The organism is Streptomyces sp. S6, from assembly GCF_054880855.1.
Window position 1 is genome coordinate 1 of sequence record NZ_JBTYMC010000045.1, and the last position, 26,762, is coordinate 26,762.

Annotated in this window: 24 protein-coding genes; 7 read left to right on the forward strand and 17 right to left on the reverse strand. The window is 72.0% G+C overall.

The annotated features are described in order from the left end of the window. Window positions 1-323: 323 nt before the first annotated feature. On the forward strand, window positions 324-1,490 hold the full coding sequence (locus ACVNF4_RS09225) for a THUMP-like domain-containing protein (RefSeq protein WP_461802207.1): 1,167 nt from the start codon (window positions 324-326) through the stop codon (window positions 1,488-1,490). 10 nt (window positions 1,491-1,500) lie between these two features. Here the strand turns inward: ACVNF4_RS09225 and ACVNF4_RS09230 are convergent, their stop codons facing one another. From ACVNF4_RS09230 to ACVNF4_RS09250, 5 genes are all read right to left on the reverse strand, one after another. Further along, window positions 1,501-2,736: an RNA polymerase sigma factor gene (locus ACVNF4_RS09230; protein ID WP_461802232.1), complete on the reverse strand. Its 1,236-nt coding sequence runs from the start codon at window positions 2,734-2,736 to the stop codon at window positions 1,501-1,503. 56 nt (window positions 2,737-2,792) lie between these two features. Further along, window positions 2,793-3,149 carry a YciI family protein gene (locus tag ACVNF4_RS09235; protein ID WP_461802208.1) on the reverse strand — a complete coding sequence of 119 codons (357 nt, stop codon included), beginning with the start codon at window positions 3,147-3,149 and terminating at the stop codon, window positions 2,793-2,795. A gap of 117 nt (window positions 3,150-3,266) precedes the next feature. Then, entirely contained in the window at window positions 3,267-4,313 is a 1,047-nt protein-coding gene (locus ACVNF4_RS09240; RefSeq protein WP_461802209.1) for an LCP family protein, read from the reverse strand. Window positions 4,314-4,401: 88 nt separating this feature from the next. Beyond that, entirely contained in the window at window positions 4,402-5,754 is a 1,353-nt protein-coding gene (locus ACVNF4_RS09245; RefSeq protein ID WP_461802210.1) for an endo-1,4-beta-xylanase, read from the reverse strand. Between the two features lie 81 nt (window positions 5,755-5,835). After that, a complete protein-coding gene (locus ACVNF4_RS09250) occupies window positions 5,836-6,891 on the reverse strand; it encodes a LacI family DNA-binding transcriptional regulator (RefSeq protein ID WP_461802211.1) in 1,056 nt (351 codons plus the stop codon). A gap of 163 nt (window positions 6,892-7,054) precedes the next feature. Between ACVNF4_RS09250 and ACVNF4_RS09255 the strand changes: the two genes are divergently transcribed. Then, window positions 7,055-9,364 carry a beta-xylosidase/alpha-l-arabinosidase gene (locus ACVNF4_RS09255; protein ID WP_461802212.1) on the forward strand — a complete coding sequence of 770 codons (2,310 nt, stop codon included), beginning with the start codon at window positions 7,055-7,057 and terminating at the stop codon, window positions 9,362-9,364. A 6-nt stretch (window positions 9,365-9,370) separates the two neighbouring features. Here ACVNF4_RS09255 and ACVNF4_RS09260 read toward each other — a convergent pair whose 3' ends face one another. From ACVNF4_RS09260 to tsaB, 4 genes are read right to left on the reverse strand one after another with little or no spacing between them, the layout of a single operon-like run. Further along, a complete protein-coding gene (locus ACVNF4_RS09260; RefSeq protein WP_461802213.1) occupies window positions 9,371-9,628 on the reverse strand; it encodes a hypothetical protein in 258 nt (85 codons plus the stop codon). Further along, complete coding sequence (gene tsaD, locus ACVNF4_RS09265; RefSeq protein WP_461802214.1) at window positions 9,625-10,716, reverse strand: tRNA (adenosine(37)-N6)-threonylcarbamoyltransferase complex transferase subunit TsaD; 1,092 nt, start codon at window positions 10,714-10,716, stop codon at window positions 9,625-9,627. Before tsaD ends, ACVNF4_RS09260 begins: the two co-directional genes overlap by 4 nt. Further along, on the reverse strand, window positions 10,709-11,197 hold the full coding sequence (gene rimI, locus ACVNF4_RS09270; protein ID WP_461802233.1) for a ribosomal protein S18-alanine N-acetyltransferase: 489 nt from the start codon (window positions 11,195-11,197) through the stop codon (window positions 10,709-10,711). The genes tsaD and rimI overlap by 8 nt, the downstream gene beginning before the upstream one ends. A 20-nt stretch (window positions 11,198-11,217) precedes the next feature. After that, entirely contained in the window at window positions 11,218-11,862 is a 645-nt protein-coding gene (gene tsaB, locus ACVNF4_RS09275) for a tRNA (adenosine(37)-N6)-threonylcarbamoyltransferase complex dimerization subunit type 1 TsaB (RefSeq protein ID WP_461802215.1), read from the reverse strand. 91 nt (window positions 11,863-11,953) lie between these two features. On the opposite strand from tsaB, the gene ACVNF4_RS09280 reads away from it, so the two are divergent. Next, a complete protein-coding gene (locus ACVNF4_RS09280; RefSeq protein WP_461802216.1) occupies window positions 11,954-12,502 on the forward strand; it encodes a hypothetical protein in 549 nt (182 codons plus the stop codon). 313 nt (window positions 12,503-12,815) lie between these two features. Here ACVNF4_RS09280 and tsaE read toward each other — a convergent pair whose 3' ends face one another. The 6 genes from tsaE to ACVNF4_RS09310 form a co-directional block, all read right to left on the reverse strand. Next, on the reverse strand, window positions 12,816-13,322 hold the full coding sequence (gene tsaE, locus ACVNF4_RS09285) for a tRNA (adenosine(37)-N6)-threonylcarbamoyltransferase complex ATPase subunit type 1 TsaE (protein ID WP_461802217.1): 507 nt from the start codon (window positions 13,320-13,322) through the stop codon (window positions 12,816-12,818). Further along, window positions 13,291-14,529: an alpha/beta fold hydrolase gene (locus tag ACVNF4_RS09290; protein WP_461802218.1), complete on the reverse strand. Its 1,239-nt coding sequence runs from the start codon at window positions 14,527-14,529 to the stop codon at window positions 13,291-13,293. Before ACVNF4_RS09290 ends, tsaE begins: the two co-directional genes overlap by 32 nt. A 36-nt stretch (window positions 14,530-14,565) precedes the next feature. Beyond that, window positions 14,566-15,717, reverse strand: coding sequence for an alanine racemase (alr, locus tag ACVNF4_RS09295; protein WP_461802219.1), 1,152 nt, complete (start codon window positions 15,715-15,717; stop codon window positions 14,566-14,568). 13 nt (window positions 15,718-15,730) lie between these two features. Next, window positions 15,731-16,573 carry a L,D-transpeptidase family protein gene (locus ACVNF4_RS09300; protein WP_461802220.1) on the reverse strand — a complete coding sequence of 281 codons (843 nt, stop codon included), beginning with the start codon at window positions 16,571-16,573 and terminating at the stop codon, window positions 15,731-15,733. A 105-nt stretch (window positions 16,574-16,678) separates the two neighbouring features. Continuing rightward, window positions 16,679-16,942, reverse strand: a complete 264-nt coding sequence (locus tag ACVNF4_RS09305) for a hypothetical protein (RefSeq protein WP_461802221.1) — start codon at window positions 16,940-16,942, stop codon at window positions 16,679-16,681. Between the two features lie 311 nt (window positions 16,943-17,253). Further along, complete coding sequence (locus ACVNF4_RS09310; protein WP_461802222.1) at window positions 17,254-17,625, reverse strand: holo-ACP synthase; 372 nt, start codon at window positions 17,623-17,625, stop codon at window positions 17,254-17,256. Between the two features lie 140 nt (window positions 17,626-17,765). Here ACVNF4_RS09310 and ACVNF4_RS09315 point away from each other — a divergent pair, with 140 nt between their 5' ends. The 4 genes from ACVNF4_RS09315 to ACVNF4_RS09330 all read left to right on the forward strand — a co-directional run bounded on the left by ACVNF4_RS09315 (window position 17,766) and on the right by ACVNF4_RS09330 (window position 24,036). Beyond that, window positions 17,766-18,695 carry a hypothetical protein gene (locus tag ACVNF4_RS09315; protein WP_461802223.1) on the forward strand — a complete coding sequence of 310 codons (930 nt, stop codon included), beginning with the start codon at window positions 17,766-17,768 and terminating at the stop codon, window positions 18,693-18,695. Further along, window positions 18,692-20,386, forward strand: coding sequence for a M16 family metallopeptidase (locus ACVNF4_RS09320; RefSeq protein WP_461802224.1), 1,695 nt, complete (start codon window positions 18,692-18,694; stop codon window positions 20,384-20,386). The genes ACVNF4_RS09315 and ACVNF4_RS09320 overlap by 4 nt, the downstream gene beginning before the upstream one ends. 189 nt (window positions 20,387-20,575) lie before the next feature. Further along, the gene (locus ACVNF4_RS09325) at window positions 20,576-23,359 is read left to right on the forward strand and encodes a M36 family metallopeptidase (RefSeq protein WP_461802225.1); all 2,784 of its coding nucleotides are present in this window, start codon (window positions 20,576-20,578) and stop codon (window positions 23,357-23,359) included. 86 nt (window positions 23,360-23,445) lie between these two features. Further along, the gene (locus tag ACVNF4_RS09330; protein ID WP_461802226.1) at window positions 23,446-24,036 is read left to right on the forward strand and encodes a DinB family protein; all 591 of its coding nucleotides are present in this window, start codon (window positions 23,446-23,448) and stop codon (window positions 24,034-24,036) included. A gap of 164 nt (window positions 24,037-24,200) precedes the next feature. Here ACVNF4_RS09330 and ACVNF4_RS09335 read toward each other — a convergent pair whose 3' ends face one another. After that, window positions 24,201-25,427: a vWA domain-containing protein gene (locus ACVNF4_RS09335; protein ID WP_461802234.1), complete on the reverse strand. Its 1,227-nt coding sequence runs from the start codon at window positions 25,425-25,427 to the stop codon at window positions 24,201-24,203. Between the two features lie 56 nt (window positions 25,428-25,483). Beyond that, window positions 25,484-26,707, reverse strand: coding sequence for an AAA family ATPase (locus tag ACVNF4_RS09340; protein ID WP_461802227.1), 1,224 nt, complete (start codon window positions 26,705-26,707; stop codon window positions 25,484-25,486). Window positions 26,708-26,762: the final 55 nt, after the last annotated feature.

Here is a 26,762-nt window from a genome sequence, read left to right on the forward strand (position 1 = left end):
CCGCGGGCCGGGTCGCCCCCGTCGCCCGCTCCCCCTGCGCGCACCCCGAGGCGAGCGCGGCGACCGCGAGTACAGCGACCCCGATCCGGACGCCGGTCGGCCTTGCCGGCCCCGTCAGCCTGCTTTTGTCATCTTGTCGCACTGGTCCCATGGTCGGGGATCTTCACAGCCGAGGGGGACCGAGCGGCGCCGACACCTCGGCGAGGGCGCGACGATCCATCGGGTGGCGTACCCCTGTACCTCCCGCACCTCCCGCACCCCCCTACCTCCCGCCCCCCTACCTCCCGTACCCCCTGAGAGCCACCCCCGGAGACAATGACCCCGTGAACGACCTGACCCCCCTCCTCACCCCCCAGGGCCGCGCGCTCCTCGAAGCGGTGCGCGGTACGCAGCCCGGCGATGAACTGGCGGTCGCCACCCGGCTCCGCAAGGAGTACCCCGCCGAGCTGGTGTCGGCCGCGCTCGGGCAGGCTCGGCTGCGGGCGCGGGCGGTGGTGAAGTTCGGGGAGACGGACGCCGGGCGGATGTTCTTCACGCCGAACGGGGTCGAGCAGTCGACGCGGGCGAGCGTCGCCTCGTACCGGGCCCGGCGGTTCAAGGAGCTGGGTGTCACCAGCCTCGCCGACCTGTGCTGCGGCATCGGCGGCGACGCGATCGCGCTGGCGCGGGCCGGGATCAGGGTGCTCGCGGTGGACCGGGACCCGGCGACCGCCGCCGTCGCGCGGGCCAACGCCGAGGCGCTCGGCCTCGCCGACCTCATCGACGTCCGGGAGGCGGACGTCGCCGACGTCGACACGTCCTCGTACGACGCGGTGTTCGTCGACCCCGCCCGGCGTGGCGGGCGCGGCCGGATCTTCGACCCCGAGGCGTACTCCCCGCCCCTGTCCTGGGCGATCGGCGCGGCCCGCAAGGCTCCGCTGGCCGCCCTGAAGATCGCCCCCGGCGTGCCGCACGAGGCGATCCCCGGCGACGCCGAGGCGGAGTGGATCTCCGACGGCGGAGACGTCAAGGAGGCGGTGGTGTGGTTCGGGACGGCGCCGGGGGCGGTACGGGCGACGCTGCTGCCGGGCGGGGAGAGCCTGCTGGGCGCGGGGCTCCCGAACCCCGAAGTCCGGCCCCTGGGACGGTACTTGTACGAGCCGGACGGCGCCGTCATCCGCGCACACCTCGTCGCCGACGTCGCCCAGGGCCTCGCGGGCGGGGGACTCATCGACGAGACGATCGCGTACGTCACCTCGGACGAACTCCGTCCGACCCCGTACGCCACGGCCTACGAGATCACCGACCAACTCCCCTTCAACGTCAAGAAGTTGAGGGCACTGCTGCGGGAGCGGGAGGTGGGGGTGCTCACCGTGAAGAAGCGGGGGTCGGCCGTGGAGCCGGAGGAACTGCGCAAGAAGGTCAAGCTCCAGGGGCCGAATTCGGCGATCGTGTTCCTCACGCGGGCGGCGGGGGCGCCGGTGATGCTGGTGGGGCGGGCGGCTTCGTAGGCAGCCGGAGCTACGGCGTCTCCGCCCGTCTCCGCAGCAGCTCCCGCTCCCGCCCGTTCCCCGCCAGCTCCGCCGCCCGCGCGAACTCGGTGCGCGCCTCCTCCGTACGGCCCAGCCGCTCCAGCAGGTCCCCTCGGACGCTGGGCAGCAAGTGGTAGTCCTTCAGGGCGGGTTCGGCGGCGAGGGTGTCGACCAGTGACAGGGCCGCCGCCGGGCCCTCCGTCATCGAGACGGCCACCGCGCGGTTCAACTCGACGACAGGGGACGGGAATCGGGCGGCGAGGAGGCCGTACAGGACGGCGATCGAGGGCCAGTCGGTCTCGTCGTACGTGTACGCGTGGGCGTGGCACGCGGCGATCGTCGCCTGGAGGGTGTAGCGGCCGGGGGTGCCGGTCGTGGTGGCCCGGGCTCGGGAGAGGGCGTGGACGCCTCGGCCGATGAGGAGGCGGTTCCAGCGGCGGCGGTTCTGGTCGCGCAGGAGGACGGGGGTGCCGTCGGGGGCGGTGCGGGTGGGGATGCGGGACGCCTGGAACTCCAACAGGGAGGCCAGGGCGTGGACTTCGGGTTCCTTCGGCATGAGGGCGGTGAGTTGCCGGGCCAGGCGCAGGGCGTCCTCGCAGAGGGCGGGGCGCAGCCAGTCGTCACCGGCCGTCGCGGCGTAACCCTCGTTGAAAATCAGGTAGATGACGTCGAGGACGGGTCCGAGGCGGGCCTCTCGATCCTGGCCGTAGGGGACTTCGAAGGCGACGTTCGCCGCGGCGAGGGCGCGTTTCGCGCGGACGATGCGCTGGGCGACGGTCGGTTCCGGGACGAGGTACGCCCGCGCGATCTCGGCTGTCGTGAGGCCGCCGAGGAGGCGCAGGGTGAGGGCGGTGCGGGCGTCCGGGGTCAGGACGGGGTGGCACGTCATGAAGACGAGCCTCAGGACGTCGTCGTCGAAGTCGTCGGGGTCGTCCGGCGGGGGCGGGGCCGTCTCCTCCAGGTTGCGGCCGATCTCGGCGAGCTTGCGGGCGTAGACCTCGCGGCGGCGGATCAGGTCCACGGCCCGGCGCCTGGCCGTGGCGGTCAGCCAGGCGCCCGGGTTGTCGGGGACGCCGTCGCGCGGCCACTGCTCCAGCGCGGCGACGAGGGCGTCCTGGGCCAGTTCCTCGGCGATCCCGACGTCCCGGACCACGCGGGTGACGGTCGCGATGATCCGCGGGGACTCGATCCGGAAAACGGTCTCGACGGTCTTGCGGGGGTCCATGGTGAGCTGTTCCACAGCTCACCATCGAACACCCCGGCACTGACATCCGCCCGGTGTCAGCCCTCCGCGATCTCACGCAGCTCGCAGGTCACCGTCCAGTGCTCCTCGTGCACCCGCAGGAACCGCTCGGTCCAGTGCAGGGCCTCCGCCTTGTCCTTGCACTGCATGATCGCGTAGCCGCCGACGACCTCCTTGGCCTCGGTGAACGGCCCGTCGGTGACGGAGATCTTCCCGCCCTCCCAGTGGACGCGGGTCCCCTGCGCGGTCGGCGTCAGGCCGGCCGTGTCGAGCATGACGCCCGCCTTGGTGATCTCCTCGATCAGCTCGCCCATCCGCTGCATCAGTTCCTCGCTCGGCCCCTCGGCGGGCGCGGACGCTTCGTCGATCTTCACGAGCGACAGGTAACGCGGCATGGTGACTCCTCGTGTACGAGATGTGAGCGGGGCTGTTCCCCGCCTCTCACACGTACGTCGAACGAGGTCCGCCCGGATCGACAGGCTCGCCGAAGAAACCCGAGAAAAATGTTCCGGCTACTTCAGGGAGTCCCACAGCTCCCCCGCCTGCGGCTCCTGCGCGATCACCCGGTTCGGATCGGACGGCGCCTCCACCACCGGCATCATCACCGTCGTCAGGCCGGCCGCCGACAGGCCCCGGACGCTCTGCCCCAGCGTCATCAGGTCGTGGAGGGAACTCAGCCCCGTGTCCGTGGTCAGGCTGCCGGTGACCGCGTCGGCGACCTCGTACAGCTTCGCCGGGCTGCTCAGCAGGTTCAGGTCCGACATCTGGGCCAACAGCGCCTTCACCAGGGTCTGTTGGAGTCCGATGCGGCCCAAGTCGCTGCCGTCGCCTATGCCGTGCCGGGTGCGGGCCAGCGCGAGGGCCGTCCTGCCGTTCAAGTGGTGGGTACCGGCGGCGAGTCGGAGGTGGCTGTAGGTGTCGTCGATGTCCTTCTCGGTGGTGACGGTGACGCCCCCGAGCGCGTCGACGAGTTTCGCGAAGCCCGCGAAGTCGACCTCGATGTAGTGGTCCATGCGCACGCCGGTCAGCCGCTCGACGGTCTTGACGGCGCAGACGGGCCCGCCGATCTCGTACGCGGTGTTGAACATGACCCCCTGGGCGACCCGGGTGGTCCCGCCCGAGTCGCGGGGGCAGGACGGGCGGGTGACGAGGGTGTCGCGGGGGATGCTGACGACCGTCGCGGCGGTGCGGCCCGCGTCGAGGTGGACGACCATCGCCGTGTCGGAGCGCGCGCCGCCCTCGGGGCCACCGCCGAGTGCCTTGTTCTCCTTGCCGGTTCGCGAGTCGGAGCCGAGGACGAGGAGGTTGAGGGAGCCGGTGGGGAGGGGTGAGGCGGACGGCGACGGGGTGACCATCGCACGGGCCGGACGGTCGTCGCCGAGCGCCTGGTCGATGTCCACGCTCTTGATGTTGGAGTCGAGATGCCAGTACACCCAGCCGCCGGCGGCCACGCCGAGCGTCAGGACCCCGGCGAGGACGAGACCGACGACCCTCACCACCTTGCGAGGCCGCCGGTCCGCCTGTCTGCTGTCGCCGCCCTGCTCCTCTTTTCGCGTCACACACCGAACATAAGTCCGGAATGTCAACGTCCTGTAAGGAGAGGCCACCCGGGGTCGATTTCTTCGGAAAATCTCACGCCGGAAAATCTCACGACACCGTCACCGCCGGTGCCGGATTGCTCCCGCTCCACGCCCCGTTGAACCCGAACGACACCGAACCCCCGTCCGGCACCGTCCCGTTGTACGACGCGTTCGCGCACGACACGGCCGCCCCCGTCTGCGTGCACGTCGCGTTCCACGCCTGCGTCACCGTCTGCCCCGCCCCGAACGTCCAGGTCGCCCGCCACGACGACAGGGCCGCGCCCGAGCAGGAGATGACGACGTTCCCGGTGAACCCGGTGTTCCACTGACTGGTGACGCCGTACGTCGCCCGGCACGCTCCCGTCGGCGGGGTCGTCGTCCCGCCGAGCGCCTCGGCGATCCAGTAATAGGCGGGCTTGGGCTGGAAGTTGGCGTCGTACGGCGTCGCCGCGCCCTGGCCCGGGAACGTCGACTCGACCCAGGAGTCGGAGTCGGTGAACCCCCACACCGTGAGGTTCACGCACCGCGCGACGGCGACACAAGCGGCCGTCACCGCCTTGCAGTCGGCCTTCTGCTGGGCCAACTTGCCCGCGTCGGAAGGGAGGTTCATACGGATGTCCAGCTCGGTGATCGCGACGTCGAGGCCGAGGTCGGCGAAGCGCTGGATGTTCTGCTGGAACGTGGACGGGACCTGACCGAGGATCAAGTGGGCCTGGAGACCGACCCCGTCGATCGGCACGCCCCGCTGCTTCAGTGAACTGACCAGGTTGTACAGGGCATTGGACTTCGCGTTGACGCCCTCGCCGTTGTAGTCGTTGATGTACAGCTTCGCGTCCGGGTCGGCGGCCCGTGCCCAGGTCAGGGCGTTGGCGATGTAGTCGGCGCCGAGGCCGTTGTACCAGAGCGTCGGCCGGTAGGTGCCGTCCTCGTTGAACGCTTCGTTGACGACGTCCCAGGCGGTGATCCGGCCCTTGTAGCGGCCGACCTCGGTGTTGATGTGGTTCTGGAGCAGGCTGCTCAACTCGGCGGGTGTCCAGGTGCCGTTGGTGAGCCAGCCGGGGTTCTGGTTGTGCCAGACGAGGGTGTGGCCGCGCACCTGCTGGTTGTGGGCCCGGGCGAAGTCGACGATCTGGTCGGCCTCGGACCAGTCGAAGGTGCCCCGGGACGGTTCGACCGAGCCCCACTTCATGGCGTTGCCGGGGGTCAGTGAGGAGAACTGCGCGGCGGCGAGGTCGCCGTAGGTGCCGTTGAGCTTGGAGCCGGTCACCGCCGTGCCGACGACCTTGCCCTTCGCGGCGCCGAGGTCACGCAAGGGGGTGTCGGCGGCCTGGGCGGGGCCGGCCGTGGCGGTGAGCAGGGCGCCGACGGTGACCGCCCCGGTGAGCAGGGCGGACAGGCGTGAGCGGGAGGAGGGTCTCATTGCGGGTGCCTCCGAAAGTTTCGGCTGTGCAACCGATTGACTTCGGGGAGTGTGCGAGCACCCGCCATATACGTCAATACATCAATTTCCGGCCAGCGGCGGCACCCCCGTGCTCGACCGCACCACCAGACTCGTCGCCAGCTCCACCCGCGTCGCCGCCGGCCCCTCCGCCGTCCCCGTGTCGGAGCGCCCGAGCTCCAGCACGAGCCGCGCCGCCGCCTCGGCCATCTCGGTGAGCGGCTGGCGGACGGTCGTCAGGGGCGGCCCGACCCAGCGGGCGACCGGCAGATCGTCGAAGCCGACGACGCTGAGGTCCTCGGGGATGCGCAGCCCCAGTTCGCGCGCCGCCTCGTAGAGGCCGAGCGCCTGGAGGTCGTTGCCGGCGAAGACGGCGGTGGGCCGGTCGGGGCGGGCGAGCAGCTCGCGGCCGATGCGGTACCCGGTCTCGTGGTGGAAGTCGCCGGTGCGGATCAGGTCGGGCTCGACCGGCAGCCCGGCCGTCTCCAGCGCCGCGCGGTACCCGTCGATCCGCGCGCGGCTGCACATCATGTGCGGCGGGCCGGTGATCGAGCCGATCCTGCGGTGGCCGAGTTCGACGAGGTGCCGGGTGGCGGCGAGGCCGCCCTGCCAGTTGGTGGCGCCGATGGAGGGGACGTCCGCGCCCGGGTCGCCCGCCGGGTCCATGACGACGAACGGCACGGAACGGCTGGTCAGCAGGGCTCTCTGGGACTCGTCGAGGCCGGACAGGACGAGGATCACGCCGTGCGGACGGCGGGCCGCGACCTGGTCGGCCCAGGTCCGGCCGGGGGTGAGCCGGCCCGCGCTCTCGCTGAGGACGACGCTGAGGCCGGCGTCGCGCGCGACGTTCTCCACCCCCCGGATGACTTCCAGCGCCCAGGCGCTCTCCAGCTCGTGGAAGACCAGGTCGATGAGGGGGGAGCGGGTCGCCTCGGCCCGCCTGCGCCGGTAGCCGTGGGCGCGCAGCAGGTCCTCGACTCGGGTCCGGGTGCCGGGGGCGACGTCGGCCCGGCCGTTGAGGACCTTCGAAACAGTCGGCGCGGAGACGCCGGCTTCGCGGGCGATCTCCGCGAGCGTCGCGGTCTGTGGCCGCGTTTCAGCGGGGTCCGAGGGTGTCATGGCGGCGATCGTATCCCCGCATGCCCTCTTGACGAACCCCGTGAGGCGCCATAGGTTCCCGGAACATTCGAAGTATCGTCCGAAACATTCGCCAGCGTGTACGAGGACGCCGCACGACAACCCAGGTCCCTCTGGTGGCTCACCGACCTCTGACAGGAGTTTCATGACCACCGCCCCCGAGCGCGCCCCCTGGCGCGACCCCTCCCTGCCCGCCGCCGCCCGAGTCGACGACCTGATCTCCCGGATGACGCTCCAGGAGAAGACCGCCCAGCTGTACGGCGTCTGGGTGGGCGCCGACACGGAGGACGGCGGGGTCGCCCCGCACCAGTCCGACATGACCGCCGACTACGACTGGGACGAACTCGTCTCGCACGGTCTCGGACAGCTCACCCGACCCTTCGGCACCGCCCCGGTCGACCCGACGGCCGGTGCTCGCGCCCTCGCCGAGGCCCAGCGCCGACTGGTCGCCGCGAACCGCTTCGGCATTCCCGCGCTCGCCCACGAGGAGTGCCTCGCCGGGTTCACCGCCTGGCAGGCCACCGCCTACCCCGTCCCGCTCTCCTGGGGCGCCTCCTTCGACCCGGACCTCGTCGAGAGGATGGCCGCCCGCATCGGCCACGACCTGCGCTCGGTCGGCGTCCACCAGGGCCTCGCCCCCGTCCTGGACGTCGTGCGCGACGCCCGCTGGGGGCGCGTCGAGGAGACGATCGGCGAGGACCCGTACCTGGTCGGCACGGTCGGCGCGGCCTATGTGCGGGGCCTGGAGTCGGCCGGGGTGATCGCCACGCTCAAGCACTTCGCCGGGTACGCGTCCTCTGCGGGCGCCCGCAACCTGGCGCCCGTGCGCGCGGGCACCCGCGAGTTCGCGGACGTCACCCTGCCGCCCTTCGAGATGGCGATCCGCGAGGGCGGCGCCCGCTCGGTCATGCCGTCCTACACCGAGCGCGACGGCGTCCCCGCCTCGGCCGACCCCGAGCTGCTCACCCAACTCCTGCGCGAGACCTGGGGGTTCACCGGCACGATCGTCTCGGACTACTTCGCGATCGGCTTCCTGGAGACCCTGCACCGGGTCGCCGGCACCCCCGCCCAGGCGGCCCACGCGGCGCTCGCCGCCGGTATCGACGTCGAGCTCCCGACCGTCAAGTGTTACGGCAAGCCTCTCCTGACGGCCGTTCAGGACGGCGCTGTTCCGGAGGAGTTGGTGGACAACGCTGTCCGCCGCGTCCTCCTCCAGAAGTGCGAACTGGGCCTCCTCGACGAGGACTGGACGCCGACGCACGCCGAACCCGTCGAGCTGGACTCCGCGCAGAACCGCGCGGTGGCCCGGCAACTCGCCGAGGAATCGGTCGTGTTGCTCGACAACCCGGACGGCGTCCTGCCGCTGGACCCCGACATCCGGATCGCGGTCGTCGGCCCGCGTGCCGCCGAGACGCTCGCCATGCTCGGCTGCTACTCCTTCCCCTCCCACGTCCTGCCGCACCACCCCGGCGTCGCCGACGGCATCGAGATCCCGACCGTCCTGGAGTCGCTGCGCGCCGAACTCCCGGACGCCAAGGTGACGTTCGCCGAGGGCTGCGGGGTCGACACCCCGGACACGGGCGGGTTCGACGAGGCCGTCGCGCGCGCCTCCGAGGCGGACGTCTGCGTCGCCGTGCTCGGTGACCGGGCCGGGCTCTTCGGGCGCGGCACCTCCGGCGAGGGCTGCGACGCCGAGGACCTCCGACTCCCGGGCGTCCAGGCCGAGTTGCTGGACGCGCTGGTCGCGACCGGGGTGCCCGTCGTGCTCGTGATGCTCGCCGGGCGGCCCTACGCGCTGGGGCGTTGGCACGGGCGGCTCGGGGCGGTCGTCGAGGCGTTCTTCCCCGGCGAGGAAGGGGGGCCGGCGGTCGCCGGGGTCCTGTCGGGCCGGGTCAACCCGTCCGGGCGGCTTCCGGTGAGCGTGCCGCGTACGCCGGGCGGGCAGCCCTGGACGTACCTCCAGCCGCCACTGGGCCTCAAGGGCGAGGTGAGCAACCTCGACCCGACTCCGCTCTATCCGTTCGGACATGGACGGTCGTACACGGAGTTCACGTGGGAAGGACAGGACACCGCCTCGGTGGCACTCGACACCGACGGTTCCTACGACGTGAGCGTGACCGTCCGCAACACCGGGGACGTGGCCGGGGCCGAGGTCGTCCAGCTGTATCTGCACGACCCGGTGGCCGCGGTGACCCGGCCGGACGTCCGGCTGATCGGGTACCGGCGGCTGGAGTTGGCGCCGGGGGAGGCTCGGCGGGTGACGTTCGGGTTCCACGCGGATCTGTCGGCGTTCACGGACCGGGGTGGGCGGCGGATCGTCGAACCGGGGGTGCTGGAGCTGCGGCTGGGGGCGTCCAGTGCGGACATCCGGTACACGGCCCAGGTCGAACTGACCGGTGAGGTGCGGGAGTTGGGGGTGGATCGGCGGCTGCTGTGCGAAGTCACCGAGGAGTAACCCCTTTTAGAGGTCGTCGGCGCTCTCGAACCGCCACCGGTGCACCGCGCGGCTGACCAAGTCACCGTCGGGCTCGGGGAGTTCCGGCAGCGACGCGTCCGACTCGGCGTCCCACCACGTGATGACCAGCACCCGGCCCTGGGGGGCGCGGAACGTCTCCCGACGGAGGGGAGACGCCGCGAGGGGCTGGCGGCGGGCCCAGGCGAGGAGTTCCTCGCCCCGGCCCGCCGCCGCCTTGGCCTCCCACATCAACGCGACTGTCATGAGTACAAGTTGTCCTTGCTGACCTCGTGCACGTGATCATGGCTGTGTCCGGGGACGTGCGGATCCGTCACAGGCAACGACGAGTCCGCCGACAGATCCCAGTCCGAAGGCGCCCGGTTCCGCGCCACCATCTCCGCCCCCAGCGCCGCCACCATCGCCCCGTTGTCGGTGCACAACTTCGGCCGAGGCACCCGCAGTCGGATCCCGGCGGCCTCGCACCGCTCCTGAGCCAGCGCCCGCAGCCGGGAGTTGGCGGCGACCCCGCCCCCGATCATCAGGTGGTCGACGCCCTCGTCCCGGCACGCCCGCACCGCCTTGCGGGTCAGCACGTCGACGACCGCCTCCTGGAAGGACGCCGACACGTCGCGCACCGGCACCTCCTCCCCCGCCGCCCGCTTCGCCTCGATCCAGCGGGCCACGGCCGTCTTCAGCCCGGAGAAGGAGAAGTCGTACGCGGGATCCCGCGAACCGGTCAACCCCCGTGGGAAGGCAATGGCGTTGGGGTCGCCTTCACGCGCGTACCGGTCGATGACCGGCCCCCCGGGGAAGCCCAGGTTCAGCACGCGCGCGATCTTGTCGAACGCCTCGCCGGCCGCGTCGTCGATCGTCGCGCCCATCGGCCGGACGTCGGAGGTGATGTCGCTGGAGAGCAGCAGCGAGGAGTGGCCGCCGGAGACGAGGAGCGCCATCGTCGGCTCGGGGAGCGGGCCGTGTTCGAGCTGGTCGACGCAGATGTGCGACGCCAGGTGGTTCACGCCGTAAAGAGGTTTGCCGAGTGCGTACGCGTACGCCTTCGCCGCCGAGACGCCGACCAGCAGGGCGCCCGCGAGGCCCGGACCGGCGGTGACGGCGATGCCGTCCAGGTCCTTCGCCGAGACGCCCGCGTCCTTCAGGGCGCGCTGGATCGTCGGGACCATCGCCTCCAGGTGGGCGCGGGAGGCGACTTCGGGGACGACGCCGCCGAAGCGGGCGTGTTCGTCGACGGACGAGGCGACCGCGTCGGCCAGCAGGGTGGTGCCCCGGACGATGCCGACACCGGTCTCGTCGCAGGAGGTCTCGATCCCCAGGACCAGGGGTTCGTCAGCCATCGTTCTCGGTTCCTCGTACGGGAGTTGCGGATGTGGCGGGGTCGGTGCGGCGCATCACCAGCGCGTCCACGTTCCCCGGCTGGTAGTAGCCGCGCCGGAAGCCGATCGGCTCGAAGCCGTAGCGCTCGTACAGCTTCTGGGCGCGGATGTTGTCGATGCGGCACTCCAGCATGACCTCGGGGCACTCGAACTCCGTTGCCGCGCGCAGGAGTTCGGCGAGGAGCCGGCCGCCGAGGCCGGAGCCCCACAGCTCGTGGGCGACGGCGATGGTCTGGACGTCGGCGAGGTCGCCGGAGGCGGCGAGGCCGGCATAGCCGACGATGCGCTCATCGGCCTCACGCACGGCGACGAGGTACCTTCGGTTGGCCTCCGGCCCCCGCGCGTGCGCCAGCTCCGACCAGAACATCCCCCGCGACCACGCGTCCTCGGGGAACAGCGCGCGCTCCAGCTCCAGCACGGGATCGATGTCCCACCAACGCATCTCACGCAACACGGGTCCGGTCACTTCGGCGTGACCACCTTGTAGTTCTTGGGTACCTGTGCGTCGGGCCGCCTCAGGTACGACGGCCGGGGCTCGTCCAGCTCGACGCCCGCCGCGAGCCGCTCGGCGGCCAGCGAGGCGAGGGCGGCGGCGGAGACGTGTTCGGGGCCGGGGACGACGTCGAAGTGGTCCGCGTACAGCAGCGCGCCCGCGCCGAACGCGGGGACGTCCTGTGCGACCTCGGCGGGCCGGTCGACCGCCGGACCACTCACCCTCGTCCGCGCGTCGTCGTACCGCGCCCAGTACACCTCCTTGCGCCGCGCGTCCGTGGCGACCAGGAACGGGCCGTCCACCTCCGCCTCGTACGCCAGGCCGTCCAGCGTGCAGACGCCGTGCACCGGGACGCCCAGCGCGAGCCCGAACGTGTCCGCCGTCATCAGGCCGACCCTGAGGCCCGTGTACGGCCCCGGTCCGGTCCCGACGACGATCCCCGTGACGGCGTCCAGTCTCACCCCCGCCTCGGCGAGCACACGGTCGACGGTCGGCAGCAGCAGTTCGCCGTGCCGGCGCGCGTCCACCTGACTCGACGCGGCGACGACCCGGTCGCCGTCGTGCAGGGCGACCGTGACGGCAGGGGTGGCGGTATCCAGAGCGAGCAAGAGCACGCGAACAGCCTACGGCGCGCGGGGGTGCGGCACGTCCCCTGGTGCTAGCGTCCACCGCAAACCGGACGTTATGACGCAGAGGTGCACACAGGTGACAAGCAGCAGCGCGGGGTTCGTGGCGGGGCTCACTGCGGCGGCGCTCACGACGGTGGGGGTGCTGGCCTGGCAGGCGTCGGCCAGTGCGGAGGTCGGGCGGGACCGGGACGCGATCACGCGGGCCACCTCCTCCAAGGCACCCCGCGACAAGCGGCACCCCGACGCGCTGCCGGTGAACTCCGGGGCCGGACAGCGGGTCGTCTACTCCCTCGACGACGACCGGGTGTGGCTGGTCGACGAGAACGGGAAGGCCACGCGGACGTTCCGGGTCTATCCCGGGGGGCTCGATCCGAAGCCGGGGCTGTACGTCGTGTCGTCCCGCGCGGGGGCGGTGACCGCGACGGACGGGACGCGGATCGAGCACGTGGTGCGGTTCGCGGAGACGAAGGACGGGATGGCGATCGGGTTCAGTGCGGCGGTGAGCGGGGCCCTGCCGGAAGCCGACACGATGGTGCGGAGCGGGGGGATCAGGGAGACGCGGGTTGATGGGAACGCGATGTGGGATTTCGCGACAGTGGGTCGCAGGGTGATGGTGATTCGGTAGGCGCCTAGCGAGGTGCCGCGAGAGGCCACAGAGCGACTGCGGGCCGGTTGTGGCTGGTCGCGCAGTTCCCCGCGCCCCTGGGAGGCTGGCTACGCCGCCTCCTCCACCATCCCGCCGCCTTCTTCTTCCCCCTCCGGCGCCCTCGGCGGCAGCGACACCGCCTCCGCCGCCGCACACGCCGCGAGCAGCTCTCTCATCGATACGACGGGCACAGGCAGGGGGGACATGGGGCACCTCCAGCGGACTGGTTAGGTAAACCTAACCACGCCCGATCCCCCGCCCGCAACATCTTGCCGACACCCCGTCGGAACGTTCACACGCCCAGCACAGCCCCCAGATCGACCCCGCCCCACCGCGCCCCCAGCCCCCGCAGGGACACGTGCCGGACCTCGTCCGTCGTGTCGCCGACGGCGCGGGTGATGCCGATCCAGAGGCGGTCGTCGGTCAGCTCCTCCACCTTCCCCTCGCCCCACTCCACGACGACGACGGACTCGGGGAGGGAGACGTCGAGGTCGAGGTCCTCCATGTCGTCGAGCCCGCCGCCGAGGCGGTACGCGTCGACGTGGACGAGGGGCGGCCCGGCCACGAGGGAGGGGTGGACGCGGGCGATGACGAACGTCGGGGACGTCACGGCGCCCCGGACACCGAGCCCCTCCCCGAGGCCCCGGGTGAGCGTCGTCTTGCCGGCGCCGAGTTCACCGTTGAGCATGACGAGATCCCCGGCGCGCAGGAGCGAGGCGAGCTTCAACCCCAGCTCACGCATCTGCTCGGGGGAGGTGACGGTCAGCTCAGCCAGGCTGTGCGGTGCTGCTGCTTCCATAGCCGCCAACGGTAGCGCCCGCCGGGAACGCGCCCACGCGGGCCAGCAGGTCGGCGAGCCGGTCGGTGACGGCCTCGGGGTGCTCCAGCATGACGAGGTGCCCGGCGTCGGGGACGAGCACGAGTTCCGCGTCCGGCAGCAGATCGGCGATGGCCTCGCTGTGCTCGCTCGGCGTCACGAGATCCCCGACCCCCGCGAGCACCAGCACCGGCATGTCCCGGAAGTGGACGAGCGCCTCGGTCTTGTCGTGTTCCGTGAACGCCGGGTAGAACTCGGCGACGACGTCGATGGTCGTCCCCTCGATCATCCGCTCGGCGAACCGGGCGACGGCGGGGTCGACGTCCCGCGAGGAGAACGAGTACCGCTTGATGATCCCGGCGAACAGCTCGGCCGTCGCCCGCCGGCCCTTCTCGACGAGGGTGGCCTGCTGCCCGAGCACCTTCAGCACCCCGGGAAGCACCCGCCGCACCGCGTTGACCCCGGCGGCGGGCAGCCCGTAGTTGACTTCCCCGAGCCGCCCGGACGACGTCCCCACGAAGGCCGTCGCGACGACCCGCTCGCGCACGAACTCCGGGTACTGCGCGGCGAGCGCCATCACCGTCATACCGCCCATGGAGTGGCCCACAAGTACTACGGGTCCCTCGGGGACGGCCGTGTCGACGACGGCCTTCAGATCCCGCCCGAGCTGGTCGATGCTGACCGGCACACCGTCCTGGAGCTGCGCGACGCCGTGCCCGGAGCGGCCGTGGCTGCGCTGGTCCCAGTGGACCGTCCGGACGACGCCCCGCAGCGCCGCCCGCTGGAAGTGCCAGGAGTCCTGGGTGAGGCAGTAGCCGTGGCTGAAGACGACGGTGACGGGGGCCGGTGCCTTACGGCCGAACAGGCGCCGGCGCCGGGGGGCCGAGCCGCCCTCGGGCTCGACGTCGTCCACCTCGTAGTACAGCTCGGTGCCGTCGTCCGCGTACGCCTTGCCGGGGGTGCCGCGCAGCGCGCCGTACGGGCCGGCGGAGTCCAGCGCGAGGCGGGCCTTCTTGCGCATGCCACGTCCGACGGTCATCCGCTCCAGGGCGACACCGGCCGCCGCGCCCGCCGCGATCACTCCTATCGCGGCACCGGCGATGCCGGTCGCCCGGCGCCAGTTGCCCGCAGCGTCCCCCGTCGCGGAGACGAGGGCGTCAGCCACCGCCTCCACACCGCTCTCGCTCACGTACCGCTCCTCTCCACCGTGGGTTCCCCTGTGGGACTACCCACCCACATAGACGCGGGGAACGCGCGCCGAGATACGGGTGACGATCTCGTACCCGATGGTCCCGGCGGCCTGCGCCCAGTCCTCCGCGGTCGGTTCCCCGCGATCCCCCGGCCCGAACAGCACCGCCTCCGCACCGGCCTCGACCTCGTCACCCCCGAGGTCGACGACGAACTGGTCCATCGCGATCCGCCCGGCGGCCGTCCGCCACTTCCCGCCGATCAGGACGGGTCCGGCGCCCGACGCGTGCCGGGGGACGCCGTCCCCGTACCCCAGAGGTACTAGAGCAAGGGTCGTCTCGCCGGGGGTCAGGTAGTGGTGGCCGTAGCTGACGCCGTGGCCTCCGGGCACGCGCTTGACGAGCGCGACCGGCGTGGCCAGCGTCATCACCGGACGCAGGCCCAGATCGGCCGGCGACCCCAGCTCCGGGCTCGGCGACAGGCCGTACATCGCGACGCCCGGCCGGACGAGGTCGTAGTGCGCCTCCGGGAGCGTCAGCGTCGCGGGCGAGTTGGCGATGTGCCGCACCTCGGGGCGGACGCCCTGCGCCTCGGCATACGCCACCATCTCGCGGAACAGGGCCAGTTGCCGCTTCGTCGAGGGGTGCCCGGGTTCGTCCGCGCACGCGAGGTGCGACCACAGTCCGGTGACGCGGACGACGCCGTCGCGCTCGGCGTCGAGCGCTCGCCGCACGAGGTCGGCCCAGTCGGCGGGCTGGCTGCCGCCCCGGCCGAGTCCGGTGTCGGCCTTGAGCTGGACGCGGGCGGTCCTGCGGACAGCCCTGGCGGCGCCGGTGACCGCGTCGAGCGCCCACCCCGCGCTCACCGACACGTCGATCCCCGCCTCGACGGCCTCCCGCCACGGGCCGTCCGGCGTCCACAGCCAGCACATCACCCGGACGTCGTCCGGCAGCCCGGCGTCCGCCTTGATCGCCAGCGCCTCCTCGGGTGTGGCCGTCCCGACCCACGTCGCACCGGCCTCGACCGCCGCGCGGGCACACGGAATCGCGCCGTGGCCGTAGCCGTCGGCCTTCACCACGGCCATGAAGGCCGCACCCGGCGCCTTCGCCCGCAGCGCGCGCACGTTCGCCCGCAGCGCCCCCAGGTCGATCACCGCCCTGGCCCGCGCCGCCCGTTCCGTCTCTCTCATCTCCCCCAGTCTCTCAGAGCCGCCTCTTCCCCCAGACGTACACCCGGTCGCCCTTCTTCAGGACCCCCCACAGCTTCCGCGCGTCGGGCACGGTCAGATTGACGCACCCCATCGATCCGACGGTCGTGTGAATACTCCCGTACACCGCGTGGAACGCCTGCCCGCCGCTGAAGAACTGCGCATACGGCATCGGCGTCTTATAGAGCGTCGAGAAGTGGTTCTTGTGCCGCCAGTAGATTTTGAACCATCCGGTCCGGGTGGGGTGCGCGGTTCTCCCGCTCCGCATGGAGACAGGCCCGAAGACGACCTTCTTCCCTTTCTGCACCCACGTGATCTGACGGGTGAGATCCACACAGGCGACGCGGTAATTCCTGACGGGACATTTCTTCGCCGAGTTGGGATTCTTCCGCGCGGAAAGATATTGCATCTGCTTCCAGGTAACCGGCCCCGCAAATCCAATAGCAGGCCTGATCTTCTGCTTCTTCTGAAACGCCTTGATCGCCTGACAGTCCTTCGCCGACTGCTTCCCGTCCACCTTCACCTTCAGCCACCGCTCGACCTGCCGCTGATAGGGCCCGGCTCTCCTGGTGCACCCGACTCGGGCGACGGCTTCTCCGAGAGGCACGTATTCGACGAGCGCGTACGCGTTGCGGGGGGCGCCTTTCGGCTCGACGGCGTCTTCTTCGGCGCTGGGCGTGTACGTCTTCGGCGCCAGCAGCTGGTCCGGCGTATCCACGATCACGCTCTGGCGCACGCCGGGCACGAGCTCGTCCTCGGGGGCCGCAGCCGCCGTCATGGCCGGGGTCAGCACTGCGAGCGCCAGGGCCAGGGCCGTGGCTGCGTTACGTCTGTTCATCGTGCGATCAGACCGCGTAGGGGGGTGAGAGGCGGGGAGGGCTCGCTGAGGGGTCACCCGGAACGCGGAGTACGCGCAATGAGTCGGCGGCCGGGCCGACCGGGGTCAGATGAACAGCGCGACCACGAACACCGGGTAGAGAACTCCCACCGCCCCCGTGGCCGCGCCGGCCGCGCTGAGTCCGCGGTTCAGCCTGCGGGTGAGGCCGAGCAGGCCGAAGGTGACGGCGAGGGCGCCGGTCAGCAGCGGGATCGCGATGCCGATGAAGCCGGACAGGGCGGCGGTGACGGCGGCCACCAGACCGAGCACGAGAGAGACCGGACCGTACAGAGTCGCGGGGCTGTCGTTGGACGCGGTGCCGTCCGCCATGTCGGTTTCCTCGCTGCGAGTCGATGTGAATGATCAGGTAAAGGAAGTAAACCCCATGCCTCGGACGCCTTCACCGCTGTTCAGCCCCGCGACTCGTTGCCGTTCTCCATGACCGCGCTGCTCATGAACCGCACGGCGGCGGCTGACGGGACGAAGGAGTCCCGCAGCCAGTGGGCGAACAGCGCCCCGCAGCGAGGACGAGGCCGGTTCCAGGAGGGCGCCGGGAAACGCGTGGGTCAGCGCGTCTCCGAAGGGCTTCAGGCCGGGCGGCCAAGTGGCGCCCCGCGCAGGAGTTCGATCTCGGCATGTCCCTACCCCTCCGCGATCACCACCGCCGAAGCCACCCCCGCGTCATGGCTGAGCGACACATGCCACCGAGTCACCCCCAGCGCCTCGGCCCGAGCCGCCACGCTCCCCCGCACCCGCAGCCGAGGCTGCCCGGTCTCCTCGACGTAGATCTCCGCGTCGGTCCACAGGAGCCCCCCGGGGGCGCCGAGGGCCTTGGCGAGGGCCTCCTTCGCGGCGAAGCGGGCGGCGAGGGAGGCGGGGCCTCGGCGTTCGCCGGTGGGGAGCAGCAGTTCGCTGTCGAGGAAGAGGCGGGCGGCGAGGCCGGGGGTGCGTTCGAGGGATGCCGCGAAGCGGTCGATCGCGGCCACGTCGATGCCGACGCCGATGATGCTCATGCCGAGCACCTTAGGGGGTGCCGGAATGAACACCTCCTCCGTAAACCCTCGCCGGATCTCCACCCCGCCTCCTGTTAACCTGCGGCGTCTTGAAACATGCGTACGAATTCAGCCAGGGGTGGGGAGAGACAGTGAGCGGCGTGGGGCCGAGTTTCGACGTGTACGAGCACACGCCCGAGCTGATTCCGTTGCGGGACGCGGTGGTTGTGGGGGACTGGGCGGGCGTCCGCGCGCACCTCGGGCGGCTGGGGTCCGTGGACGATCTGATCACCGGGATGAACACGGTCGCGGGGATCGACGGCTCCGAGCGGCTCCTGGAGCGGGCGGCGCAGGACTTCCCCGCCGACCCCCTCCCGAGGACGATCCTCGCGAAGAGGTACATCCTGATCGGCTGGGAGATCCGCGGCGCCGCCCTCGCGAAGCACGTCTCGCGGGACCAGTTCGACCAGTTCCACGCGTGGCTGCGGCGGGCGGAGCAACTCCTCATCCAGGTCTGCGCGGAGCAGCCCGCGTACGCCCCCGCGTGGTACGTACGGATCACCCTGGCCCGTGGCCTGGAACTCGGCCAGACCGAGGCCCGGCGCCGTTACGACCGGCTCCGCGCCCACTTCCCGCACGTGTACGGCGCCCAGGCGGCCCTCCTCCAGCAGCTCTGCCCGAAGTGGGGCGGCAGTTGGGAGGCGGCGCACGGCTTCGCCGTCGAGGCGACCCGGCAGGCACCGGACGGCGCGATGACCGGCGTCCTCGTCGCGGACGCGCACATCGAGCACTGGCTGTCGCTGGACGGCCAGGGCGCGGCCTACATGCGCGGGGTGGACGTCCTCCAGGACCTGCGCAACGCCGCCGCCATCTCGCTGCGGCACCCGGCGTACCGCCCCGACCTGTCCTCCGTCGCCGCGCACAGCACCTTCGCCCTCGCCTTCTCCCTCGGCGGCCACCACGCCGACGCGGCCCCGCACTTCGCCGCACTCGGCGACCGGGCGAGCGAGCACCCGTGGGCCTACCTCGGTGACGGGAAGGCCGCGTTCCGCAAGTTCAGCAAGTCCGCGCGAGAGGCTGTCGCCCGATGAACACCGTCGTCGTCCAGGGGATACCCACGCTGTACGCCCCCGGTACCACGGGAGGCCCCGCCGCGAGTACTACGGGTGAGATCACCGCCGGCCTCATGTTCCGCGTCGGCCGCGCCGACGAGACCCTCGCCACCGCCGGCCTCACCCACCTCGTGGAACACCTCGCCCTGCACCGCCTCGGCCTCTCCGACCTGCACTACAACGGGGCGACCGCCACCACCTACACCCTCTTCCACGTCACCGGCACCGAGCAGGAGGTCGTCACCTACCTCAACAGCGTGTGCGCGGCGCTGCGCGAACTCCCGCTGGAGCGGCTGGAGACCGAGAAGGAGATCCTGCGGACGGAGGCGGCGGGACGCGGGGGATCCTCGCAGCTCCCTCTGTGGAGGTACGGGGCGCAGGGGTACGGCCTCACGAGTTACTCCGAACTGGGGACCTGGAGCCTCACGCCGGACGCCGTCCAGTACTGGGCCCAGACGAGGTTCACCCGCGACAACGCCGTCCTGTGGCTCACCGGCGACCACATCCCGGCCGGTCTCGACCTCACCCTCCCGCCGGGCACCCGCATCCCCGCGCCGCCCGCGACGAGCGCGCTGCCGGTGACGCCCGCGTACATCCACGGCGACGACGGGAACGTCGTCCTGTCCGCCGTCGTCCCCCGCTCCGCCGCCGCCATGGTCTTCGCCGACCTCTTCGGCCGCGCCCTCTTCCACGACCTGCGCCAGGAGGGCGGGTACTCGTACCAGGCGGACGCGGACTACTCGCCGCGCGACGCGTCGTACGCCACGATCACCGCGTACGCCGACGCCCTCCCGAAGAAGCAGGACGCGGTGGTCGGCGGGTTCGTCGACACGCTGGCCCGGCTGCGCGCGGGCACGATCTCCCAGCAGGAGCTGGACTCCTCCCGCGCCCGCCTCTCGAAGCGGTACGACGACCCCGGCGCCGGCCACCTCCCCGGCAACGCCCTCAGCCTCCTGCTCGGCCACCCCGTCCGCTCGGTCGAGGAGCACCGCGCCGAACTCGCCGCCGTCACCCTCGCGGACGTCCACGAAGTCGCCCAGCAGACCTGGGCCGACGCGTTGATGCAGGTGCCGGGGAGGGGCGTCGACTGGGCGGGGTTCACGGCGGCGCCGCAGTACTCGGCGACGACGGCGACGGTGACGGGCGGCACGCACCACCGGCACCTCTCGAACGAGGGCGTCACGCTGACGATCGGCGTGGACGGCGTCACCCTCACCACCCCCGGCGGCCCCGTCACCGTCCACTACGCGGCCTGCGCCGCCATGACCACCCGCCCCGACGGCCACCGCTCCCTCACCGGCCACGACGGCTTCTCGGTCACCGTCGAACCGACCCTCTACACAGGCGTCACCCCCGACCGCATCGCCGCGATCGACGCCGCCGTCCCCTACCACCTCGTCGTCCACCTCCCGCCCCGCGACCCGTCGAACATCCCGGCGCCCCAGGCCCGGCCGCAGTCCCGGCAGCCGGCCGCCCCGGCGGCCCGCAGTTCCCCGGGCCGGACCGTCGCCCTGTGGATCGTCGGGTCGCTCGCCGCGATCTGGGGGCTGCTGTCGGCCGTCATGACCGCCGACAGCACCAACACGGCGGACGTCATCATGACGGCGTGGGTGATGTGGCTGCCGCTGGCGGCGGGGACGGTGGCGCTGTACCGGGGCGGCAGGCGGTAGAACCACGGCCGGTTGTCACACAACCGCACATCGGACGGCGAAAATCTGCATGCCCATGACTAGTTGAAGGCCTTCGGGCACCGCGAGCATGGGCCGTCAACGGGGCCACACAGGTGGGCGCGGTGACAGGCCGGCAGAGGCACCCTCTCCAACTCCGGGCTGAACCGGGCCCGTTGGAGAGGGGCACAGTTGATACGGGCATCAAGGCAGCGGACGAGAGCGGCGGCCCTCACCGGCATCGCGTTGCTGGCCGGCCTCCTGTCGGCCACCGCACAAGCCGCACCCACCCAAATCCCCGACTGGCAGCGGCAGTTGCACCGCACCGACTACGACAGCCGCGACGCCCTGGGCCAGTTCGCGAACACGGCACCCGCCGCCGTCCGCGAACTGCGCGACCAACTCGGCGTCCAGGCCGTCGTCGACATCGACGACGCCACCGGCACCCCGCGCCTGATCGCCAGGACGGACGGCTTCCTGACCGCCCCCAGCAAACGGAACCCCTCCGCCGTCGCCCTCGCCTACGTCGACGCCCACCCCGACCTCTTCGGCCCGGACGCACGAGCCGCTCTCACCCTGCGCAAGGACTACGTCGACGTCGAAGGCACCCACCACCTCAGCTTCGTCCAGACCGCCGGCGGCGTCCCCGTCTTCGGCAACGGCCTCAAGGCCCACGTGACGAAGGACGGCCGGCTCCTCCAGGTGGACGGCGCACCCGTCAGGCACCTCCCGGCGGCCCCGACCGGCGCCGCACTCACCGCCACCGCCGCCCGCGACATCGCCGTCAAGGACGTCTCCGGCACCCCGGCGAAAGCCACCGCAGGCGCGTACGGACCGCAGCACACGACGGAGTTCAGCGACGGCGGCGACGTCGAGCAGGTGTGGTTCCAGACCGCCGCCGGGCCCCGGCTCGCCTGGCGGACGCTCCTGCTCCGCGACGGCTTCGTCCACGTCGTCGACGCGGACGACGGCCGGGTGCTCCTCCGGCAGAACATCGTGGCCGCCGACACCGGCCGGGCGTTCGCCAACTACCCGGGCGCGGCGGCCGGCGGCAGTCAGCGGCCGGTGGATCTGGCCCCCTGGCTGCCGGACGGCTCGACGCGCCTCGACGGCCACAACGCGCACGTCTACTCCGACGTCGACGACGACGGCGCCGCCGGCCCGCAGGAGGAAGCGGCCCCGGCCGAGTACCCGTTCACCGACTTCACCGGCACCGTCGGCGGGGCCTGTTCGGCGGCGGCCAAGTGCTCGTGGGACCCGGGAACCGCCGGTTCCTGGCGGACCAACCGCGCCCAGAACGCCGTCCAGATGTTCACCTTCCTCGGCACCTTCCACGACCACCTCCTCGCCCCGCCGATCGGCTTCACCCGGGCCGCCGGGAACTTCGAGGCGGCCGACGGGGACGCGGTGCGGGGCGAGTCGGACGACGGCGCGGACACGGCCGGGGGTCTGCCCGACGGCAACCACGTCAACAACGCGAACATGGCCACGCCGCCGGACGGTACGCCGCCGCGCATGCAGATGTATCTCGTGCGGCCGGCCTCCGGTGCCTACGCGAGGAACTCCGGGGACGAGTCGGACGTTGTCTACCACGAGTACACACACGGACTGTCGAACCGGCTCGTGGTCGACACCAGCGGGGTCTCCACACTCCGGGGTGCGCAGGCCCGGGCCATGGGTGAGGGGTGGAGCGACTGGTACGCGGAGGACTTCCTGGTCGCCCAGGGGCTGGAGAAGGACACGGCGGTCGTCGGTGACGTCCGGGTCGGCAAGTACTGGACCGGCGGCGGCACGATCCGTACGGAGCCGCTGGACTGCACGGTCGGCGCTCCCGCCGATGCCTGCCCGGGGACCTCGCCGGTCGGCTCCGGCGGCTACACGTACGGCGACTACGGCCGCCTCAGCGGATACCCCGAGCCGCACGACGACGGGGAGATCTGGGCGCAGACCCTGTGGGACCTGCGCCGGGCCGTCGGCGGCGCGAAGGCCGAGTCGCTCGTCACCCGCGCCATGGAACTGTCCCCGGACAACCCCTCCTTCCTCGACGAACGCAACTCGATCCTCCAGGCCGACCTGGTGATCGACGGCGGGAAGCTCCAGAAGAAGATCTGGCAGGTCTTCGCCCACCGAGGCATGGGCTACTTCGCCGCCGCGACCGACGGGGACGACACCGAGCCGGCCGAGGACTTCTCGACACCGCCGCCCGCGGACACACCGCGCGGCACGCTCACCGGCAGGGTCACGGACCAGGTCTCCGGCGCACCCGCCGACGGCGTCACGATCTCCTTCGGCGGCCACAGCTCCGGCCTCGTCGCCACCACAGCCTCCGACGGCACCTACACCCTCACCGGGATCCTGCCCGGCACGTACCCGAAAGTGTCCGCCCACGGCGCCGGGTACGAGCCCGAGCAGCGGACGCTGTCCGTGCCGTCCCACACGCTGAACCAGGACTGGGCACTCCGCCGGAACTGGGCCGCGTCCGCCGGGGGCGGCTCCGTCGTCAGCTTCACGGGGCCCGACTTCAGCCCCCAGTGCGGGCCGAGCGGGCTGATCGACCAGTCGCGTGTCGTGGGGTGGCTGTCGACACCGGATCCCGAGGGGCGGACGGTCGTCCTCAAGCTGGCGGCGCGGGTCGACATCGCGCAAATGGTCGTCGATCCGTCGCCGAGCTGCATCCCCTTCCCCACCATGGCCACCGGCCACTACCGGGTGGAGACCTCTCCGGACGGCACTTCCTGGACGACCGCCGCGGTGGGCGCGTTCCCGCTGGGCACGCTGACACCCACGCCGGTGGCGTTGACCCCGGGTACCGGCGACGGCGTCGGCTATCTCCGGTACACGATGCTCACCACGCAGGGGCAGGATGCGGGGCCGTGCCTTCCCGGTACGACGGACCTCGGGTGTTACTTGATCGGAAGTACCGAGCTTTCGGTGTACGGGGTGGTGGGCCAGGGACGGACCCCGCGTCTCGGCTGACGGCGCGGGGCCGAACCGCACGCGCCCGACGCCGGCGCGCAGAGGGGGCTTGAGCCCCCGAGCCACCGATGGCAGGCTCGTCCCACATGATCGACGAATTCGCCAAGAGCAACCTGCACGGACGGCTTCGGCGGGACCGCGAGGCGCTGCTCTGGAAGCTCGACGGGCTGTCCGAGTACGACGTCCGCCGGCCGTTGACGGTGACCGGGACGAATCTTCTCGGGCTGGTCAAGCATGTGGCGACCGTGGAGGCAAGGTACTTCGGCGAGGTCTTCGGGCGTCCGTCGCCGGAGCCGTTGTGCCGCTGGCAGGACCACGACGGCAGCGATCAGTGGGCCGCCGGGGACGAGACCCGCGAGGACGTCCTCGCGTTCTACCGACGCACGTGGGACCACGCGGACGCCACGATCGACGCGCTTCCCCTCGACGCCCCCGGCCACATCCCGTGGTGGCCCGAACCCTTCTCCAGCACCAACCTCTTCGCCGTCCTCGTCCACGTCCTCGGCGAGACCAACCGACACGCCGGACACGCCGACATCCTCCGCGAGGGCCTCGACGGGCGGACCGGGATGCGGACGGAGCATGCGGGCGCGGTCGACGAGGAGGCTCGGGCGGGGTACTGGGCGAAGGTCGAGCGGGCGGCGAGGGAGGGGGCGGGGATGGAGGCGGCGGGGTAGGGGGCGGTGCGATCGGGAGTGGGGCGGGGGGGGGTGGGCGGTGTTGGGCGCCGTGACGGCCGCATCCGCAGCACGCGAAACCCCCGGCCCTCTCCGACACGGCCCTGACAACTCACGCCGTCACCTGCCCCGAAGCCCTCCCCAGCCCCACCACCCAAGGCCCCTCACCCGATCTCCACCACCTTCGCCCACCCCGGCGGAGCCTCCGGCACGTACGTCGGATCCGTCTCGCGCCAACGCCCGTGCCCTGTACGGGGAAAGAGGCCGACGATCGTGCGGCAAGGGGGTGGCGGTGGCCACGGGGTCTGGCCGTCAGTAAGGGTGACGAGGACGTCGGGGCGGGTGCGGAGGGCGGTGGTGAAGCCGGTGCGGAGGTCGGTGCCGCCACCGCCGATCAAGGGGATGTCCTCGGCGCGGCAGAGGGGCGCGGCGACGTGGGCCGCCGCGTCGCAGGAGACGACGGTGACGAGGTCACGGCGCCCACCGACCGCCCGGGTGATCGCGGCGACCTCCAGCAACGCGCTGCCGAGTTCCGCGTCGCTGACCGAGCCGGACGTGTCGATGACGACGGCGACCCGGGGCGGCCGGCGGCGGAGGCTGGGCAGGACGACGCCGGGGAGGGCGGTGGAGCGGCGGGCGGGACGGCCGTAGCTGTAGTCCTGGCCCGCACCGGCCCCGGAGACGGCCGAACGCAGGGCCGCGCCGAGGAGTTTCAGCCACGGCTGCGGAGGGTGGAACGCCTGCTCGGCCCACCGCTGCCAGCCGTCCGGCACACTCCCCGGCGCCCCCTTGATCGCCTCGGCGACCCGGAACCGTACGGCGTCCCGCTGCTGCTCGGTGAGGCCGGCGGCGCCATCAGGGCCGAGGTCCCAGCCGCGCACCCGCCCGTCGGAGCCGCTGCCGCAGTCCAGCCAGATGAAGTCGCCGAGATGCGGGCCGAGTTGGAACTTCCGCAGGTACTCCTCCATGAGGAGGCCGTCCCCCAGCCGCAGCAGCTCCGGCAGGACCACCCCCGTCGGCCGCGCCAACCCGTCCCCGTAGATGTCGTCGTTGATCTCCATGTCCGCCGCGATGTTCATCCGCAGCCGGTCCCCGACCCCGTCGAGCCCCCGCTCCTTCGCGACCCGGTCGCCGCGCCCGTGATGGTCCCTGAGCAGGTGCGACACCTCGTGCACCCACACCCCGGCCAACTCCTCCACCGGCGTCCGCGCCACGAACCCCGGCGAGACGTAACACCGCCAGTACGCGTCCACGGCCATCGTCGGCACGCTCTGCGACTCGACGACGTTCAGGGCGAAGAGGGCGGAGGCGAGGTAGGGGCGGGCCCGGACGGCCTGGAGTCGGGCGGTGTAGAGCTTGTCGGTGTCGAGGACGACGCCGGTGCTCTCGATCCCAGGGGCGCCCCCAACACCCCCTGCACCAAAGGCACTGCCTGCTTCGACGCCCCTCAACGCCCCACCCCCGCCGTCTCCTTGCCCCGCACCACGGCCGCCGCCCGATCCGCCCCCCGCGACAACTCCACCACCCCCGCCAGCCGTTCGACCGCTTCCGGCACCTCCCACTCCTCCTCCCGCAGCGAAGCCAACGTCATCGCCGGGACGACGACCAGATCCGGCGCCCCCGTCTCCAGCGCCCGGACGAGAACGGCCCACGCGGAGTCCCATCGCCCCCGGCTCGGCCGCGCCCGGACCGCCTCGACGACGGCGTCCAGCACGGCCTGACGCAGATCACCCCGGGCGGGCAGCTCCACACCGGACGGATCCGCGAGGACCGCCTCCGGGTCCGGCAGGTCCAACCGGTCGACACAAGCGAGGAGTTCGAGCCCCGGCCCGTCCCCGACGGTCCCCCGGACCAGGAACGACAGCACCTCCCGCGAAGACCCCGCAGCCGACGCGAACGCGATCAGCCGCAACGCCATCTCCCAACTCCGGGGCGACGGCCACGCTCCACCCCGCCGCGTCTCCGCGCTCGGCAGTTGATGCACCAACTTCGGCCGCACCTCCAGCAGTCCGCACACCGCCCGCCGCGCGTACTCCACGGCCCCGGCAAGTTTCTCGGGGTCGAGCCGGGGCAGCGTGGCCCTCGGCCACACCCCGCCGAGTCCCCGGACGACGACGTCGTGGTCGTGCGTCCACTGGAGATGGACGAAGCGGTTGGCGAGCGGCGGGCTCAGCTCCCAGCCGTCCGCCGCCGAGGCACGGGGGTTGGCGGCGGCCACGATCCGCACGCCGGGCGGCAGCCGCAGCGCCCCGACCCGCCGCTCCAGCACGAGCCGCAGCAGCGCGGCCTGCACGGCGGGCGGTGCCGTCGACAACTCGTCGAGGAACAGCAGCCCTTGACCGGCGCGCACCAGCCGCACGGCCCAGTCCGGCGGAGCCATCGGCACACCCTGCACGGCGGGGTCGTCCCCGATGACCGGCAGTCCGGAGAAGTCGGACGGTTCGTGCACGCTCGCGATGACGGTCGTCAACGGCAGCCCGAGCGACTCCGCGAGCTGGTTCAGGGCAGCCGTCTTCCCGATCCCCGGCTCACCCCACAACAGGACGGGCAGATCGGCGGCCACGGCCAGCGTCAGCGCCTCCAGCTGCATATCGGGGCGGGGTTCGGTCGTGGTGTCGGAGAGGAGGTTCAACAGGTCGTCGGCGATGGAGAGTTGAGTGGTTTCAGGCATGGGTGATCACCATTCGGAGAGAGTCTCGACAAAGGGCCCTACAACTACAGGACTT

Excerpts from the sequence above, each read along its gene's own strand:
- ACVNF4_RS09230 (WP_461802232.1), bottom strand. The coding sequence starts at position 2,736 with ATGGACCCCCGCAAGACCGTCGAGACCGTTTTCCGGATCGAGTCCCCG.
- ACVNF4_RS09235 (WP_461802208.1), bottom strand. The coding sequence starts at position 3,149 with ATGCCGCGTTACCTGTCGCTCGTGAAGATCGACGAAGCGTCCGCGCCC.
- ACVNF4_RS09340 (WP_461802227.1), bottom strand. The coding sequence starts at position 26,707 with ATGCCTGAAACCACTCAACTCTCCATCGCCGACGACCTGTTGAACCTC.
- tsaD (WP_461802214.1), bottom strand. The coding sequence starts at position 10,716 with ATGGCTGACGAACCCCTGGTCCTGGGGATCGAGACCTCCTGCGACGAG.
- alr (WP_461802219.1), bottom strand. The coding sequence starts at position 15,717 with ATGAGAGAGACGGAACGGGCGGCGCGGGCCAGGGCGGTGATCGACCTG.
- tsaE (WP_461802217.1), bottom strand. The coding sequence starts at position 13,322 with ATGGAAGCAGCAGCACCGCACAGCCTGGCTGAGCTGACCGTCACCTCC.
- ACVNF4_RS09245 (WP_461802210.1), bottom strand. The coding sequence starts at position 5,754 with ATGAGACCCTCCTCCCGCTCACGCCTGTCCGCCCTGCTCACCGGGGCG.
- ACVNF4_RS09310 (WP_461802222.1), bottom strand. The coding sequence starts at position 17,625 with ATGAGCATCATCGGCGTCGGCATCGACGTGGCCGCGATCGACCGCTTC.
- rimI (WP_461802233.1), bottom strand. The coding sequence starts at position 11,197 with ATGCGTTGGTGGGACATCGATCCCGTGCTGGAGCTGGAGCGCGCGCTG.
- ACVNF4_RS09250 (WP_461802211.1), bottom strand. The coding sequence starts at position 6,891 with ATGACACCCTCGGACCCCGCTGAAACGCGGCCACAGACCGCGACGCTC.
- ACVNF4_RS09300 (WP_461802220.1), bottom strand. The coding sequence starts at position 16,573 with ATGAACAGACGTAACGCAGCCACGGCCCTGGCCCTGGCGCTCGCAGTG.
- ACVNF4_RS09330 (WP_461802226.1), top strand. The coding sequence starts at position 23,446 with ATGATCGACGAATTCGCCAAGAGCAACCTGCACGGACGGCTTCGGCGG.
- ACVNF4_RS09260 (WP_461802213.1), bottom strand. The coding sequence starts at position 9,628 with ATGACAGTCGCGTTGATGTGGGAGGCCAAGGCGGCGGCGGGCCGGGGC.
- ACVNF4_RS09305 (WP_461802221.1), bottom strand. The coding sequence starts at position 16,942 with ATGGCGGACGGCACCGCGTCCAACGACAGCCCCGCGACTCTGTACGGT.
- ACVNF4_RS09255 (WP_461802212.1), top strand. The coding sequence starts at position 7,055 with ATGACCACCGCCCCCGAGCGCGCCCCCTGGCGCGACCCCTCCCTGCCC.
- ACVNF4_RS09320 (WP_461802224.1), top strand. The coding sequence starts at position 18,692 with ATGAACACCGTCGTCGTCCAGGGGATACCCACGCTGTACGCCCCCGGT.